Origin of the sequence: Paracoccus wurundjeri, from assembly GCF_030678915.1 — a bacterium.
GTDB classification, from domain to species: Bacteria; Pseudomonadota; Alphaproteobacteria; order Rhodobacterales; family Rhodobacteraceae; genus Paracoccus; species Paracoccus onubensis_A.
Window position 1 is genome coordinate 106,871 of record NZ_JAUUTZ010000007.1, and the last position, 13,109, is coordinate 119,979.

Below are 13,109 nucleotides of genomic sequence, written 5' to 3' on the forward strand. Positions count from 1 at the left end.
TTCCGCCGCCCCAATACGGGAAGCAACAGCATTTACGGCATGCAAGACTTGTCAAGATCGCGCGGCGATATATGAATCATGCGTCAGACCGGCGGTCAACGTCCGATGGCCAGCCTGTTGTCCTCGGTAGGAAGAGGTTCCCGCATGACATAACCGCGCCCCCAGACCGTTTCGATCGGGCAGGCATATCCCAATGCTTCGCTCAGCTTTTTCCTGAGCTTGCAGATAAACACGTCGATGATCTTCAATTCGGGCTCATCCATGCCGCCGTAAAGATGATTGAGGAACATCTCCTTTGTCAGCGTGGTACCCTTTCGCAGCGCCAGAAGCTCGAAAATCTGATATTCCTTACCGGTCAGGTTGACGGGTCTGCCGCGCGCCTCGACCGAGCGGGAATCGAGATTTACGACGATTTCGCCAATCTCGATGATTGCCTGACTATGCCCCTTGGACCGCCTGACCACCGCGCGGATACGCGCCAGCAGCTCATCGCGGTCAAATGGCTTGGTCATGTAATCATCGGCGCCGAAACCAAAACCGCGCAGCTTGCTTTCGATATCAGCGGAACCGGTAAGAATCAGAACCGGCGTTGCAATCCGGGACAGCCGGATGTTCCGAAGCACCTCCATACCGCTCATATCGGGCAAATCGAGGTCCAGAAGGATCAGATCGTAATCGTATAGCTTCGCAAGATCGATGCCTTCCTCGCCCTGTTCAGTGATAAAGACATTGTAGTTTGACGAGGTGAGCATCAGTTCGATTGCCCGCGCCATGATGGGATCGTCTTCTATAAGTAAAATTCGCATAACATGCGTTCCTCATGCTATTCTGTACTGGTTTGTACGCTGACGATATTAATTCGTGGAACGTTTATGAAACGTTACCACGCATCCCAATCACATGAACGATTTTTTTTCTATTTTCGGTAGCGCTGCAAAAATGTCACCTTCAGTGCGGATGCGCCATGATCGATCATCGCACGGCACCAACTGTCAAATTCCTCCTCCGTCAAATCATAGCGTTTCAACGCCTCATCTTTTGATATCAGTTCGTAAGCAACTGCGTTTACAACAATTTCCTTTCGTGACGCCACCCATCTTGTGTCCGGAGGCGGCAAATCCGCAACGGTCAAGATCCGGCCATCCGGCAAGGTGGCGGTAACGGGTCTGTTCTTTTTGGTCATGTCCTGGTTCCCCTGTTACTGATTACAAACAGGGGGATTTCATCATCCATGGTTTAATCTGCGGTTATTCCATCTTCGGACATGACTTGAGAATGCAAGGAATTTGACTATATTTCGATGCAAATTAGCGCCGTTTCCCCGCCTCCGGAGCCCATGCATGACCCAGCTTGCCCATGATCGCGCGATCGCGCGCGACAATGGATTGAACAGCCTCGGCTTTGCCAAACCGCCCGCGCAAACCCGCGTGGTAGTGGCAATGTCCGGCGGCGTGGACAGTTCGGTCGTGGCCGCCAAGCTGAAATCCGAAGGCTATGATGTGATCGGTGTCACACTTCAGCTTTACGATCACGGAGCCGCATTGGCGAAAAAAGGGGCGTGCTGCGCCGGGCAGGATATACACGACGCCCGGCGGGTCGCCGAACGAATGGGGTTTCCACATTACGTGCTTGATTACGAAAACAAGTTCCGCGAATCCGTCATCGACGAATTTGCCGACGCATATCTTGCCGGAGCAACTCCGGTGCCTTGTATCCGCTGCAATGAAAGAGTGAAGTTCCGCGATCTTCTGGAAACCGCCCGCGATCTGGATGCGGATTGCATGGCAACCGGCCATTACATTCAGCGCAAGACCGGCGCGGACCGTGCAGAATTGCATATGGCCGCTGACCCGGCCCGCGATCAAAGCTATTTCCTGTTCTCGACCACGCAAGAACAGCTTGATTTCCTGCGCTTTCCTCTTGGTCATCTCGCAAGCAAGACCGAAACACGGGCATTGGCTTCGGAATACGGCCTCTCTGTGGCGGACAAGCCGGACAGTCAGGATATCTGCTTCGTGCCGAACGGTGATTATGCAAGCGTGATCGAAAAACTGCGGCCCGGCGCCGCTGATCCCGGCGAGATCGTGGATACCAACGGGAATACCCTGGGACGTCATGACGGCGTTATTCACTATACTGTCGGCCAACGCCGTGGCCTTGGTATCGGCGGTCTGAGCGAACCGCTTTACGTCATACGCCTCGATCCGGAAACGCGGCAGGTCGTCGTGGGCCCGAAATCGGCCCTTGCCACAAGCATTGTACCAATTACAGAGGTCAACTGGCTGGGCGATCAGCCTTTCGAGGGTGAAATTCCCTGTCTGGTCCGCATCCGCTCGACCCGACCACCCCGCCCCGCAATCCTTCGCCCGGTCGACCGGACACGGGCCGAGGTCGAACTGCTGGATGCCGAAGAGGGTGTTAGCCCCGGTCAGGCCTGTGTCTTCTATGAAACCGGCGGCACCCGCGTGCTGGGCGGCGGCTGGATCACGCTGCGTCGGCGGCGAGCTGCCTGATCCGCTGCACCATGGCCTGCAGCCCGTTAGACCGCTGCGAGGAAAGATGCTCGTCCAGCCCCAGCCGCGCCAGTTCCGCCTGTGCGTCCACCTGCCCGATCTCGGCCACGGTCAGCCCGGAGTAAAGCGCATGCAGGATCGCGATCAGGCCGCGCACGATCATCGCGTCGCTGTCACCCTGAAAATCGAACCGCCCATTTTCGATGCGCGGCATGATCCAGACCTGGCTCGCACAGCCTTCGACCTTGGTCGCCGGCACCTGCAGCGCGGGGTCCATCTCCGGCATGGCCTTACCCAATTCGATCACGTGACGATAGCGTTCCTCCCAATCATCAAGAAACTCGAACGTGTCGGCAATGTCTTCAAAAGCGGAGCTGGCCATGGAGATTCCTTTCCGGAATGAATTAACCCGCGCGAGGATGAAGGTCAAAGAGGCTTTAATGCCGCGCCGCTTTCCCTTAACAGTCGGAATAGTGTTTCGCGGGGGATGCCAAATGACTCGACTGACTGCATCTTTGCTGGTCTTTGTACTTCTGCTTTCCGGCTGTGGCGGACGTGGCAGCGATAGCGGCCTGAATCCTTTTGGCTGGTTCGGCGGTGGCGGCAACAGAGAACAGCCGGTGTCGTTGATTCCAGATGATGGAACGATCGTCACCAATCTGCCCACGGGCGTCCCCCAGATCGCTTCAGCCCGCTGGGAGCCCTTGAACGAAGGCCGGCTGCTTGTGGCTACCGGGCTGGCACCGACAAAAGGATATCATGATGCAAGGCTGGTGCCAATGCGCCCACAGCCAAGCGACAGACTGTCACCCGATCCCGATGGCGTCCTGCGCCTGCGTTTCGCGGCCCAACCGCCTGCGCCAGACAGTCAGGCCGCCCGCCTGCCTGCAAATCCGGCAGTTGATTCGATCACCGTTGCCCTGGCAATTTCGAATGTCGAGCTTGCCCGTATTTCCAGGGTCGAGATTTCCGGCGCAACCAATATCGTAGGTCTGAACCGCTAACCCGATCTGCGGTTGCACCCGCACTCTTGTCGGGATAATCCCACGATGTCGGAGGCGTGGCAGAGTGGTTGAATGCACCGGTCTTGAAAACCGACGTGGGTTAACGCCCACCGTGGGTTCGAATCCCACCGCCTCCGCCATTTACCACCGATTACCCTCTATAGTGCGATATTACCGTCCTTACCCCGATATTACGCAGGCGATACCCTTGCCTCCAGACGACGTAGCAATACCGACGCAAATGAGAGGTGGTCGAGGCAACGATCAATAGGGTCGATGTTAATGTCGTGTCCACGAGGGTTGCGGATCGCAGACATTGCTCCTGCGAAGATGAACTTATATCCGCTTTGCTCATTAACCTCGCTCTGTGTGGCAAGCGCAGTAAGTTGAACCTTCGGGCTCGCTTCCGCGAAAGCCGTCATCATTAGCTTGAAGCCGCTCTCGTTCATGCCAGACAGGTTTTTGACCGCGTTGTCGAGAAGCTTGAACGCCTCGAATGTGGCTTGTGAGTAATGCCCGTTGTCAAATAGTTTTAAGCAAACGGCGCTAATGTCAGGGTGGACATTGCGCTCGTCGAAGGGATGCGACTGAACGCTCTCCTCGTCCGAACCGTAGGACAGTTCGCCAGCATTTCGCGCAATCCGTTCGAACGCAACAAGAGACTTATTCATTGATTAGATTTGCTCTAATGCTCTTGAAGATGTTGTCGTAGGTCTCTTTCGAGCCGTTTGCCGGTAGATTAATCTCTATTCGCACGGTGAGCGCCATGTCCTTACGCCCATCGCCCATGCGGACATGCACTTTCGGATCGGTTGGAGCGACGTCCGCCGCTTTTGCCTTGGTCTTCGGGGCCGCTTTCACCCTGGGTTGGTGTGGCTTCGCTGTCGCATTCGTTGCAACCTTCTCATTGGACGGCTCGTACCCAGCTAGGGAACGGAAGGTTGAAATACACTGGCCTGCCTTCCTCCGATCACTTCGCTCGTCTTATCGGTGGTGCGAAAGTAAGACGTAAGTTCGCCCTTCGCGAGGCTCCATGCATCGTCGCCGCGAAACTCGAACAAGTCGCTATATGCGTTCTTGACTAGCCCTTCGAAAGCTTTGGGAAATTCGTCGTCGCTTAAGACGAAAACGTCATGCCCCTTCTCCGTGCGCTTCCCTTCCTCGTCAATCACGCCGATGAACTGGAGAGCATTGATGACATAGCTCTCATTATTCGGCGCTAAGCCAAATTTCTTAACGGTGCCGGACGTGACGGAGGCCGGGAAATTCTTACGCAAAAATCCGATCATCTGCGCGATGTTTCCTGCCCCAGAAATGTAAGGATGCGATGCCATAATACCCCAATGCCCCCTGCCCAATGCGCCAATGTTTACTATATATCACCCGACTTGAACCGCAATCGGTGGCGACAAAATAATATAAGGGAACGACAATTCTATTCGCCATTCTATTCTAGGCTCGTAGCAGAACCAAGTTGGCACTGGGGCGATAGTGGATCAATCATTTCAGAGGGCTATGGCGTAAACGTAGTGATCATCCCTATCGGTCGCGGCCCACCATTTGCCGCCGATTATGCTCTATAGTACGACATTGTCGCCAATCACCAGATTTCACCAGATAGTATGGTGAATCGTCGTTTTTACGCTACAACCCGAACTGCTCGGCCGGCCCAAAGGCGGTTCAACGCAGCAAAGGCAGCTTTGACCATCTTGCAATACCAGATAACCACCTAATTTTACTAGAAAATCACGCGATAGAAACGTTGAGCCGCGCTGATGCCTGCGCTTATCCACACCGTTTCTGTCGGAGTGGACAGCATATATCTGCTTGGGGCCTGTCATGCTCAACTACGCGGTTGACGCGCTCAAAACCAACTATCCGTTCGCGACGCGTCGCCTCCATCTGTCGCACTGCCCAACGAAACAAATGTTTACTACCTTCACCGCGCTGCGTTCATCGGGCGGCCCGATGTTGCTGCCACAGAAGCAGATCACCCCCGACTCCAGACGGACTCTCCCATATCACATCGGTTTGTGATTGTTTGAGAAGGTGGTCACGAAGCGGTCAGATTTGAATTGGCGTTGAACTGCCAGGAAGACAGGCACGAGCCTTCGTCGTGATAACAACGCGACGAAGCAGATCCGAATACAGGTGTAATATTCAACCGTCGCTCGGGGGTGGTCAAATCATCAGTGCCCAACGCCGGAGTAATTTCACTCCACTTTCAAATATTTCTCATCGGCAGGCAATCGTTCGAATTTTCGTTGGATTGCTAGAGCAAGAGGGAAGTGCCATAATCTTGCGCCCAAAACTCCCATTCCCAATTGAATGGTTCCGGCACCGTTTAGCAATCGTTCATAGGCGCCAACACTGGAATATAAACCAGGACCGAAGACAATCGCACCGTAAGCACAAACCACGAGGAAAATTGCGCGACCCACCCAGACAGCAGTCATTACCTCATCAGGTAAGCCGACCTGCTTCTTCGCAAAATCCGGCATTAAAAAATAATATCGTCCTTCCGATATGCCAATCCTTCCTGTTTTCCTCATGAAATCAATGGCGGTATCGGTATCGAGAAAATATGAAATCAAAGCATTGAAAATTAGAATATGCATGGCTCCTAAAATGACCAGAAACAGCCATACTCCATGCATCCTGCCACCAGCCCACATTGTCAATGCCGCTGATATATAGAGCAACCCAAACCCAATCAAAATTGGAGAGAATAACGCAAGGTGTAATCTATTAATAAGAAACTTTCTTTCTATTCCAATTGATATCCCAATAATTATCGCCGCCCCCGCAAGATAAAAAAGCAACCAAATTCCGTAAATCACGATAGGAACAACCATGAAAAGTGTAAACATAAGTAGGAGCCACATTGTAATGTATAGCAGTGATCGACTATCTTGCTCCATGCGAACAGGCGTAATATTCTGCATGATATTCATGTTATTTCCTTGCGGTCACGAAAGGCGTTTTTTCTTAAAATATTAATACTATTTTCGCCATTCACTACGCTGAATCCATCGCAGCTTCACCCTGCCAAATATTATAGATATAGCCAATAAAGGAACGATATGCTTCAATAATCATCCGTCCCGCAAAGCGTAATAATCCAGCAAGAGCTTGCCGAATCTTAAGCAATGCAAATACAAACGTTACCACAAAACCAACGACAAGAGACACCCCTGCAACGACAATGCTGAAAACCACCCCGGTGAAGCTGAAGATGCCAACCAAAAAAACCGCAATGATTGCCGTCAACACAGCCGCCAAGAGCACCAACCCCAAGCGTGCGATCAGATCGTACCAATCCTCTTCCTCGGATTCCAGCCAAGCATGGACCTCCATTACACCCGCGACGACGATGAAGAAACGGTTCACACCACCTTTCAAGGCGGTTCTCCCTGCTTCCCCCATTGTCGGTCGTGAATTGACGGCATCAAGAACTGCGAACTTATCCCTGGAGTATCCGTATCGCTGCTTGGTCAGATAGCTTCGAAGAGATGCCTTGCCCGGAAAGACGACGGTTTTGGCACCCTGAGGATTCGTCTTGATCTCAAATTTGTCGCTTTTGATTTCCGTCCAGAACGTTACTCATCACATGCGCGATACCGTTATTCGATCCGAAATTCCATTATCTAAACAAAGTGCATCCAACTCCAGACGATGTCCGCATCATGTTTCCGCTTGAGATTGCTTAAGAAGGCAAGGAGGAAGCGGACCACGTTCGAATTTATGTTGAACAGCCAAAAAAACAGGCACAAGCCATAGTCGTGAAATTAACACGGCAAATCCGATCCCGAGCGTACCCGTAATATTCAATAATCGCTCGGTGGCATTGACACTGGAATAAACACCGGTTCCGTATATAATCACTCCAAGTATGCAGGCACTAATCCAAAAAACTCTTCCAACTCGAACCAAATTATAAAGCCAACCTGGTAAACCCGCATCGGCCCCCAATTTATCAGGCATTAAAAAATAAATCGTTTCTTTCGATACAGTTATTAATCCCCTATCTATCATTGATCTAACTATTTCGTCAGTTTTCATATGGCGAAGAATTAGAAAATTTATAATCACAACGTATGCTATCGCCAAGAATAGTATTGCCAACGAGGCGCCGTGCAATCTCTGCCCGTACACAAATATCAAAACCACGTCAATTAACCATATTGATCCAACTAGCAAGATTGGCAGCTGCACAATAAAATGCAGCCAATTGTTAGGGAACTGCCGCTCAATAACCTTTGCCACACTGAATAATATTGTAAAGATTGCGGGTAATAACAGCCACTGAAAGCCGATAATGCTTGCTGTGAAGAAGTTGCCTAAAATAAAAACCACTCCCAGAGTTACCACAAATGCGAATAATCCCTGATTTTTATCAGCCCTAACCGATCGAGGCACGTCAACAGCATTCATGGCACGATCTCTGTAGTTTGACCTGCGGTAGCTGATACCCAAGCTGAGCGTACCCAGCCCCAGACTGCCTCCAGCGCCGAAATTAAAAGTCTGCCAGAAAACCGTAACAAGCCGGCCAAGCCTTGCCTGATACGAAAAAATTCAAATACGAATGCGATTACCACCCCAACAAGAATTGAAACACCCGCTATCGTCAACGCGAGTGTAAGTCCCGTCATAACGATTGGAGCGCTCGCAACAATTAGCACAGAAACGATTGCAGTTATTACAGAGGTCACAATGACCATTCCTAATCGCGCGATGAGATCCACCCAATCTTCCGTTTCGGATTCCAACCATGTCTTGATTTCGATGATGCCTCCGACCGCGATAAACGCCCGATTTACTCCCCCTCGCAACGCAGCGGCACCTGCTCCGCGCCACGATGGCGCGCTACCCTGTGCAGCGTAATCTATAACCCTCATCTGTTCGCCGGTATATCTTGCGCGGGTCAAGTGGGCACGCAGTGATGCTTTGCCGCTGAAGATAATGGTCTTCGTTCCGTTTGGGGATGTTCTTATCTCAAAATTATTATTGACGATTTCACGCCAAAAGCCGCGCAGCATAGCAGCCCATTCGCGGAACGTAGGTTGGGTGGCCAGCAAATGCTGCGCTGTTCGGCGGGATCTTGTTTGTAGGAAACTTTTATTCAGATCCGCCAGAAACTGTGCGCTTAGGGCTGACGTTGAAACAGCAGCCGCTGTCAGGCCCTGAAGCGCCGTTTGTTGCGCGGCGTTGCGAGAAGCTTCGACGTTTTTTGGGGCTCGCACTTGCTCCAGATAGTCTCCCCAGGCAACTTCGAATGCCATGCTGATACATGCTGCCAATGACACTTCTTGATCAGCGGTGACTTGGGTTAGCGAATAACTCCCATCAGGCATTCCGGACGCAGGGCAGTTTTCCGCCAAAGCGACGGCGAAAACTCCTTCTCCTCTCCCCTGTTCCCTGCGGCTGATTTCGTCTTGTACAATAGCGCGATAACGTTCTGTTCGCTCGGTCAAGATGCCTGCCGCGCGGGGACTGAGTTGACTTCGGCTCAGCACATTATTCAGGCGACGATCAAGATCTCCGCTATACCGTATCAGATCTGATGTATGGAAAAGCGGGTTTTCATCAAAATGCGATTGAAAACCCATGTCGCCATGAGCTTGATACATAGCCATCCAATCATCAGGACTTGTTTCTCTGAGCGCGCCGACTTCACCTTCACTCATGAATCTCCACTTGGCGTACTGAGCCGCGGCAAGTGCGCCACGCGGATAAAACTGAGCTGGCGGAAGGGATTCGATTTCGTCAGTCTCAATTGCCAGACCTGCCTTAAGCTGTTCGGGAGCACTCACTTGATATTCCGCAAGATCTCGTATTACGGTGTGGGACTGCCCTTGAATCGAGAAGCGAAGCTCATTTGTAGTGCCTTCAGCCGTGTTCTGACGGCGATATTCCTCCATCACGGGCAGAACCGGCGTTTGCTTGCCGTTCACGCTGGCGGAAAATTGAAGCCGGTTCTGGACCTCCGGCGTCATGTCCGCAAAGAACAAATTCCCCTGCTGGCAAGGTAAGCAAGGATCATCAATCGCTTGCGTATCTGAAAATTCGCTCTCTTCAATCATGATCTCAGACGCCTTTTTTCTTGATCAACCAACAGGATAATCTCTTTGACCTTGTCAATCTCGTGTTTAGTGGAGCGTAATGCCTGCTCCATTCTTGGATTATCTCCTAGCGGCTTTCTGTGCAGGAGAGAAGCGAAGGCGAAACCCGCAACGCCACGTTCAGAGCGGATGCTGTATTGGCTTGCCTGAGTGATCAGCACTTTCACAAGCTCTTTCTGGCGCTCTTCGTTCAATCCGGCATAAGCTGCGTTTTGCCTGATAAGGTAACTGCGCAGGCGACGCTCATACTGATCTGTTTTACCTTGGCGATGCGCTGCACGTTCATATTCTTCGTAGACGAATGGTGCATTAGGTCGCTTATCGGTGCCGGGAAGCACCGGTGTAAATATATTCAACACCTTCATTTCAGCATCTGGGATGAGAACCGATAAAGGTCGTCTCTCTGCGTAAAACCAGCGCAGGACTCGGTCTTGATCATTTCGGATATATCGGAAATAGCTGTTGGCCGGCTGGCTTTCCCAGAATCTGAAATAGAACCACTTCCCGTTTTCATCCTGCACGCGGGTAAATTTGCGGAAGTGCTTTCGAATGTCATCTAATCCGGCGCGTGAGCGAATGTAGATCCCCAGCTCTTGATCCCACAGCCCGTTGATTCCTTCTGGTCCGGTGAACAGGCGGCGGGTGAAATCATTCCCTTCCTCCAGCCTCACAATCCATGGCGCAACATTCTTCAACTTGTCGTAGGATTTGCCCTTGAACAGGCAGCGATGCTCCAGCCCGCTCGCCCCTAGCAGTTCCGGCAGGTTCACGATTTTGGCCGCATCGAGAATGGCGTAAGTCTGCATCGGCGGAACGGCAGCAGGATCGCCACCCGCTGCCTCAATCTCGGCGCCCGTTGGGTTGGGCTGATCGAACAGCGTCCCGTGCAAACTATCGGGGACGGTTTTCTTCGGCTGCACACCGAATTGCCGGTCCATTGGTTCGACATTTCCGATACGCGCGATCTGCAAAGGCGAGTGCCTCACATCCTTGGCTTTCCGTTCGGAGACAAATCCGTCTTCCAGCACCTGCCAGGGATCGAACTCATTACTGCTATCGGTCTCAATCATGCTGGAAATCTACAGCTTCACGTATCGAAGTCGAGTCCCCCTATTTCTATTATGAACGTGCAGGACTATTGGGCCGAACACACGCAGCATCTCAGGTTCCCGGGCATGTGAAGCTGATCGTGTTGCTGCGGCAGCGCACTTCTTCCAAGGTATTTACAACCTTGTCTATGAGGGCCAAGCATCTCAACACGCGTAATCAACGTTGCCGCTACTTCTTACAGAAGGGCTATAGCATAAACGTAGTGATCATCACCATCGGTCGTGGCCCGCCACTTCCAACTGAAAACGCGACACATTCAAGCGAAGCGCATAATCCAATTCTCGATCAGATCATACTGAACCCGCTTGGCTTTCCGGGTCCAGCCGATTACGCCGGAGGGAAGGTCCTGCCCTTGTGTTGCTGCGTGCCGGTCCGGGTCAGAACAGAGAATCGCGAAAGCCAGCCTGCGACCGGAAGGCGTCGTCGCAAATCCCGCCAGATTCGAGACGAAATTGAGCGTCCCGGTCTTGGCGAATACCTCTGCCTTAGGCTTCGTATCCGTCTTCACGGATTCGGCCAACGGATCATGTTTGAGAAAATCCTGAAGTTTCGCGTCCAGTCCCGGGCCAGCCATGAGCCTTGTCATGGCTGCCGCGGTGACCCTGCTATCCGCGGACAGGCCGGAATGATCCGCCAGCGTCATGTCCGCGGGCTGGATCCGGGTTTCCACCCATTGCCGCATCAACTTCGCCGAGCTTTTCAGATCGGGTGCGGAACTGGCATGAAGGCCGATCACCTCGGCGGTCAGGTTGGTCGAATAATACAGCATATCCCTGACGATTTCGCCGAGTGGCGGGCTTTCATGGCTGGCGATCTCTTCACCTGCCGGAATATCCTGGATCACTTCGGGGGAAGGCAGAACCAAGCCACTGGCGCGGCACAAGGTTTGGAACACATCGCCGGCATATAGTTCGGGCCGGCGCACAGGCAGCCAGCGACTCCCCGCCTGCCCCATGGCCGAACGGTCAACGGTCCAAATTTCATGGTCTCCGTCAAAGCGATAGCTGAACAGATCCGATTGTGCGGCAGCTTGGGCGGTAACGGTATAGGCACGTGGCGAGTTTCTGGCGGCGCGCGCCTCCAGAGACATCTGATAATCGCCATTCGCCCGGCGCCAGCCAAGATGCACGCGGTTGAAATTCAGGATCATCCCCGAGAGCGCCGGATTATAGGCGAGATGATCTTCTTGTGGCGGCGCGATCTCTTCGATCCGCGGCAAGGCGCCTCCCCAGACCGCAAATCGCTGGGGCGATGTAACCCCGGCCTTAGTCAGGTCACCCGCAAGACCGGCCAGATCGTCACTGGAAAGAACCGGATCTCCGCCTCCGGCCAGTATCAGCATACCGTCCGAGCGCAGTACGCGAGTGCGAAACCGATGCGATGCACCCAGACGGTCAAGCGCATAAAGCGCGGTTATGGTCTTGAGCGTACTGGCAGGAGGAACGGGTACCGCGCCCTCGTATTCCTCAAGCATCTGTCCGGCAGCCGGATCAAAAAGCGCATAACGGACCCGCCCCGGCAGGTCTGCGGCTGCGATAACTGCCCGGCTATCCGGCAGCGGCTTGACGGGTGGCCTTGCGGCAAGCCCCTGCCTCGGGATCGCTTTGACCTCAACGTCCTGCGCAAAGGCGCCTTGCGCCGTCAGTCCAAGAGCGACGGCACTCTGAAGCAACTCGCGTCGTGAATACCGTCTCATCCTGTTTCCTCAGTTTGCGGGCTGCGCCCCAGCCGGATAAGTGTCGACGACAAATGCGACATCGGCAAATTCGCCAGAACCCAGGCAGGTGTATTCATGACCGGCAACAGGCGGGCATTCGTCTCGGGCAGCCGCCACCGGCGTAATATCCGCGCAGTCCGGGATCTTCGTGCGGCCAGACGCGATCCCGGCCGCGCCAGCACTCCCAGCGGGACACGCTGCGCGATTTCGTTCCAGCGATCCCAGCGATCGAATTGCACCAGATTGTCCGAACCCATCAGCCAGACGAAATGCACGCCCGGACATTGCCGTTGCAGCGCCGCGATCGTGTCCACGGTCAGCCGGGTTCCCAGCTGGGCCTCGATATCGGTTATATCCACCTTCGGATGACGCATGAGTTGCCGAGCCATGTCGATCCGCGCATCGATCGGTGCAGGGCCTTGCGTCTTGAGCGGATTTCCGGGGCTGACCAGCCACCATACCCGATCAAGCCCAAACCGGCACAGGGCGTTTTCGGTGATATGGACATGTCCATCATGGGCCGGATCGAAAGATCCGCCCAACAGGCCGATACGCATTCCCGGCAAGACAAGGGGCGTTTTTGCGATCATCCGCTCGATTTATCCAATCGGACGGGTAATGCCAACGCAGGATCTTGTCGGCG

14 protein-coding genes and 1 tRNA gene are annotated in these 13,109 nt (G+C 53.3%); 3 read left to right on the forward strand and 12 right to left on the reverse strand.

Going from position 1 to position 13,109, the window contains the following annotated elements:
• Positions 1–95: 95 nt before the first annotated feature.
• Both ctrA and sciP read right to left on the reverse strand, forming a co-directional pair.
• Positions 96–806, reverse strand: a complete 711-nt coding sequence (gene ctrA / locus Q0601_RS09045; protein WP_305289323.1) for a response regulator transcription factor CtrA — start codon at positions 804–806, stop codon at positions 96–98.
• A gap of 110 nt (positions 807–916) precedes the next feature.
• Positions 917–1,183 (reverse strand): CtrA inhibitor SciP, encoded by a 267-nt coding sequence (sciP, locus tag Q0601_RS09050; protein WP_305289325.1) that lies wholly within the window; start codon positions 1,181–1,183, stop codon positions 917–919.
• Positions 1,184–1,340: 157 nt separating this feature from the next.
• On the opposite strand from sciP, the gene mnmA reads away from it, so the two are divergent.
• Positions 1,341–2,513, forward strand: coding sequence for a tRNA 2-thiouridine(34) synthase MnmA (gene mnmA, locus Q0601_RS09055; RefSeq protein WP_305289326.1), 1,173 nt, complete (start codon positions 1,341–1,343; stop codon positions 2,511–2,513).
• Here mnmA and Q0601_RS09060 read toward each other — a convergent pair.
• A complete protein-coding gene (locus Q0601_RS09060) occupies positions 2,485–2,895 on the reverse strand; it encodes a SufE family protein (protein WP_305289328.1) in 411 nt (136 codons plus the stop codon). The two genes, mnmA and Q0601_RS09060, sit on opposite strands and share 29 nt — an antisense overlap.
• Positions 2,896–3,007: 112 nt before the next feature.
• Here Q0601_RS09060 and Q0601_RS09065 point away from each other — a divergent pair, with 112 nt between their 5' ends.
• Positions 3,008–3,517, forward strand: a complete 510-nt coding sequence (locus Q0601_RS09065; RefSeq protein ID WP_305289330.1) for a hypothetical protein — start codon at positions 3,008–3,010, stop codon at positions 3,515–3,517.
• A 50-nt stretch (positions 3,518–3,567) separates the two neighbouring features.
• Positions 3,568–3,657: transfer RNA gene (locus tag Q0601_RS09070), tRNA-Ser, on the forward strand.
• Between the two features lie 51 nt (positions 3,658–3,708).
• Here the strand turns inward: Q0601_RS09070 and Q0601_RS09075 are convergent.
• The 9 genes from Q0601_RS09075 to Q0601_RS09115 all read right to left on the reverse strand — a co-directional run bounded on the left by Q0601_RS09075 (position 3,709) and on the right by Q0601_RS09115 (position 13,056).
• Positions 3,709–4,188 (reverse strand): TIGR02391 family protein, encoded by a 480-nt coding sequence (locus Q0601_RS09075; protein ID WP_305289332.1) that lies wholly within the window; start codon positions 4,186–4,188, stop codon positions 3,709–3,711.
• Between the two features lie 255 nt (positions 4,189–4,443).
• Positions 4,444–4,851, reverse strand: a complete 408-nt coding sequence (locus tag Q0601_RS09080) for a DUF5343 domain-containing protein (RefSeq protein WP_305289334.1) — start codon at positions 4,849–4,851, stop codon at positions 4,444–4,446.
• Positions 4,852–5,730: 879 nt separating this feature from the next.
• On the reverse strand, positions 5,731–6,471 hold the full coding sequence (locus tag Q0601_RS09085) for a hypothetical protein (protein ID WP_305289336.1): 741 nt from the start codon (positions 6,469–6,471) through the stop codon (positions 5,731–5,733).
• A gap of 64 nt (positions 6,472–6,535) precedes the next feature.
• Positions 6,536–6,919 (reverse strand): hypothetical protein, encoded by a 384-nt coding sequence (locus Q0601_RS09090; RefSeq protein WP_305289338.1) that lies wholly within the window; start codon positions 6,917–6,919, stop codon positions 6,536–6,538.
• A gap of 282 nt (positions 6,920–7,201) precedes the next feature.
• Positions 7,202–7,951, reverse strand: a complete 750-nt coding sequence (locus Q0601_RS09095; RefSeq protein ID WP_305289340.1) for a hypothetical protein — start codon at positions 7,949–7,951, stop codon at positions 7,202–7,204.
• Entirely contained in the window at positions 7,948–9,600 is a 1,653-nt protein-coding gene (locus tag Q0601_RS09100) for a hypothetical protein (protein ID WP_305289342.1), read from the reverse strand. The genes Q0601_RS09095 and Q0601_RS09100 overlap by 4 nt, the downstream gene beginning before the upstream one ends.
• Positions 9,597–10,709, reverse strand: a complete 1,113-nt coding sequence (locus Q0601_RS09105; protein ID WP_305289344.1) for a DUF4123 domain-containing protein — start codon at positions 10,707–10,709, stop codon at positions 9,597–9,599. The genes Q0601_RS09100 and Q0601_RS09105 overlap by 4 nt, the downstream gene beginning before the upstream one ends.
• A gap of 296 nt (positions 10,710–11,005) precedes the next feature.
• Positions 11,006–12,445 carry a D-alanyl-D-alanine carboxypeptidase/D-alanyl-D-alanine endopeptidase gene (gene dacB / locus Q0601_RS09110; RefSeq protein WP_305289346.1) on the reverse strand — a complete coding sequence of 480 codons (1,440 nt, stop codon included), beginning with the start codon at positions 12,443–12,445 and terminating at the stop codon, positions 11,006–11,008.
• Positions 12,442–13,056, reverse strand: a complete 615-nt coding sequence (locus Q0601_RS09115) for a nicotinate-nucleotide adenylyltransferase (RefSeq protein ID WP_305289348.1) — start codon at positions 13,054–13,056, stop codon at positions 12,442–12,444. Before Q0601_RS09115 ends, dacB begins: the two co-directional genes overlap by 4 nt.
• Positions 13,057–13,109 lie beyond the last annotated feature (53 nt).

Bases quoted from the DNA above. Each gene is read 5' to 3' on its own strand.
- ctrA (WP_305289323.1), bottom strand. From the start codon at position 806: ATGCGAATTTTACTTATAGAAGACGATCCCATCATGGCGCGGGCAATC.
- sciP (WP_305289325.1), bottom strand. From the start codon at position 1,183: ATGACCAAAAAGAACAGACCCGTTACCGCCACCTTGCCGGATGGCCGG.
- mnmA (WP_305289326.1), top strand. From the start codon at position 1,341: ATGACCCAGCTTGCCCATGATCGCGCGATCGCGCGCGACAATGGATTG.
- Q0601_RS09060 (WP_305289328.1), bottom strand. From the start codon at position 2,895: ATGGCCAGCTCCGCTTTTGAAGACATTGCCGACACGTTCGAGTTTCTT.
- Q0601_RS09065 (WP_305289330.1), top strand. From the start codon at position 3,008: ATGACTCGACTGACTGCATCTTTGCTGGTCTTTGTACTTCTGCTTTCC.
- Q0601_RS09075 (WP_305289332.1), bottom strand. From the start codon at position 4,188: ATGAATAAGTCTCTTGTTGCGTTCGAACGGATTGCGCGAAATGCTGGC.
- Q0601_RS09080 (WP_305289334.1), bottom strand. From the start codon at position 4,851: ATGGCATCGCATCCTTACATTTCTGGGGCAGGAAACATCGCGCAGATG.
- Q0601_RS09085 (WP_305289336.1), bottom strand. From the start codon at position 6,471: ATGAATATCATGCAGAATATTACGCCTGTTCGCATGGAGCAAGATAGT.
- Q0601_RS09095 (WP_305289340.1), bottom strand. From the start codon at position 7,951: ATGAATGCTGTTGACGTGCCTCGATCGGTTAGGGCTGATAAAAATCAG.
- Q0601_RS09100 (WP_305289342.1), bottom strand. From the start codon at position 9,600: ATGATTGAAGAGAGCGAATTTTCAGATACGCAAGCGATTGATGATCCT.
- Q0601_RS09105 (WP_305289344.1), bottom strand. From the start codon at position 10,709: ATGATTGAGACCGATAGCAGTAATGAGTTCGATCCCTGGCAGGTGCTG.
- dacB (WP_305289346.1), bottom strand. From the start codon at position 12,445: ATGAGACGGTATTCACGACGCGAGTTGCTTCAGAGTGCCGTCGCTCTT.
- Q0601_RS09115 (WP_305289348.1), bottom strand. From the start codon at position 13,056: ATGATCGCAAAAACGCCCCTTGTCTTGCCGGGAATGCGTATCGGCCTG.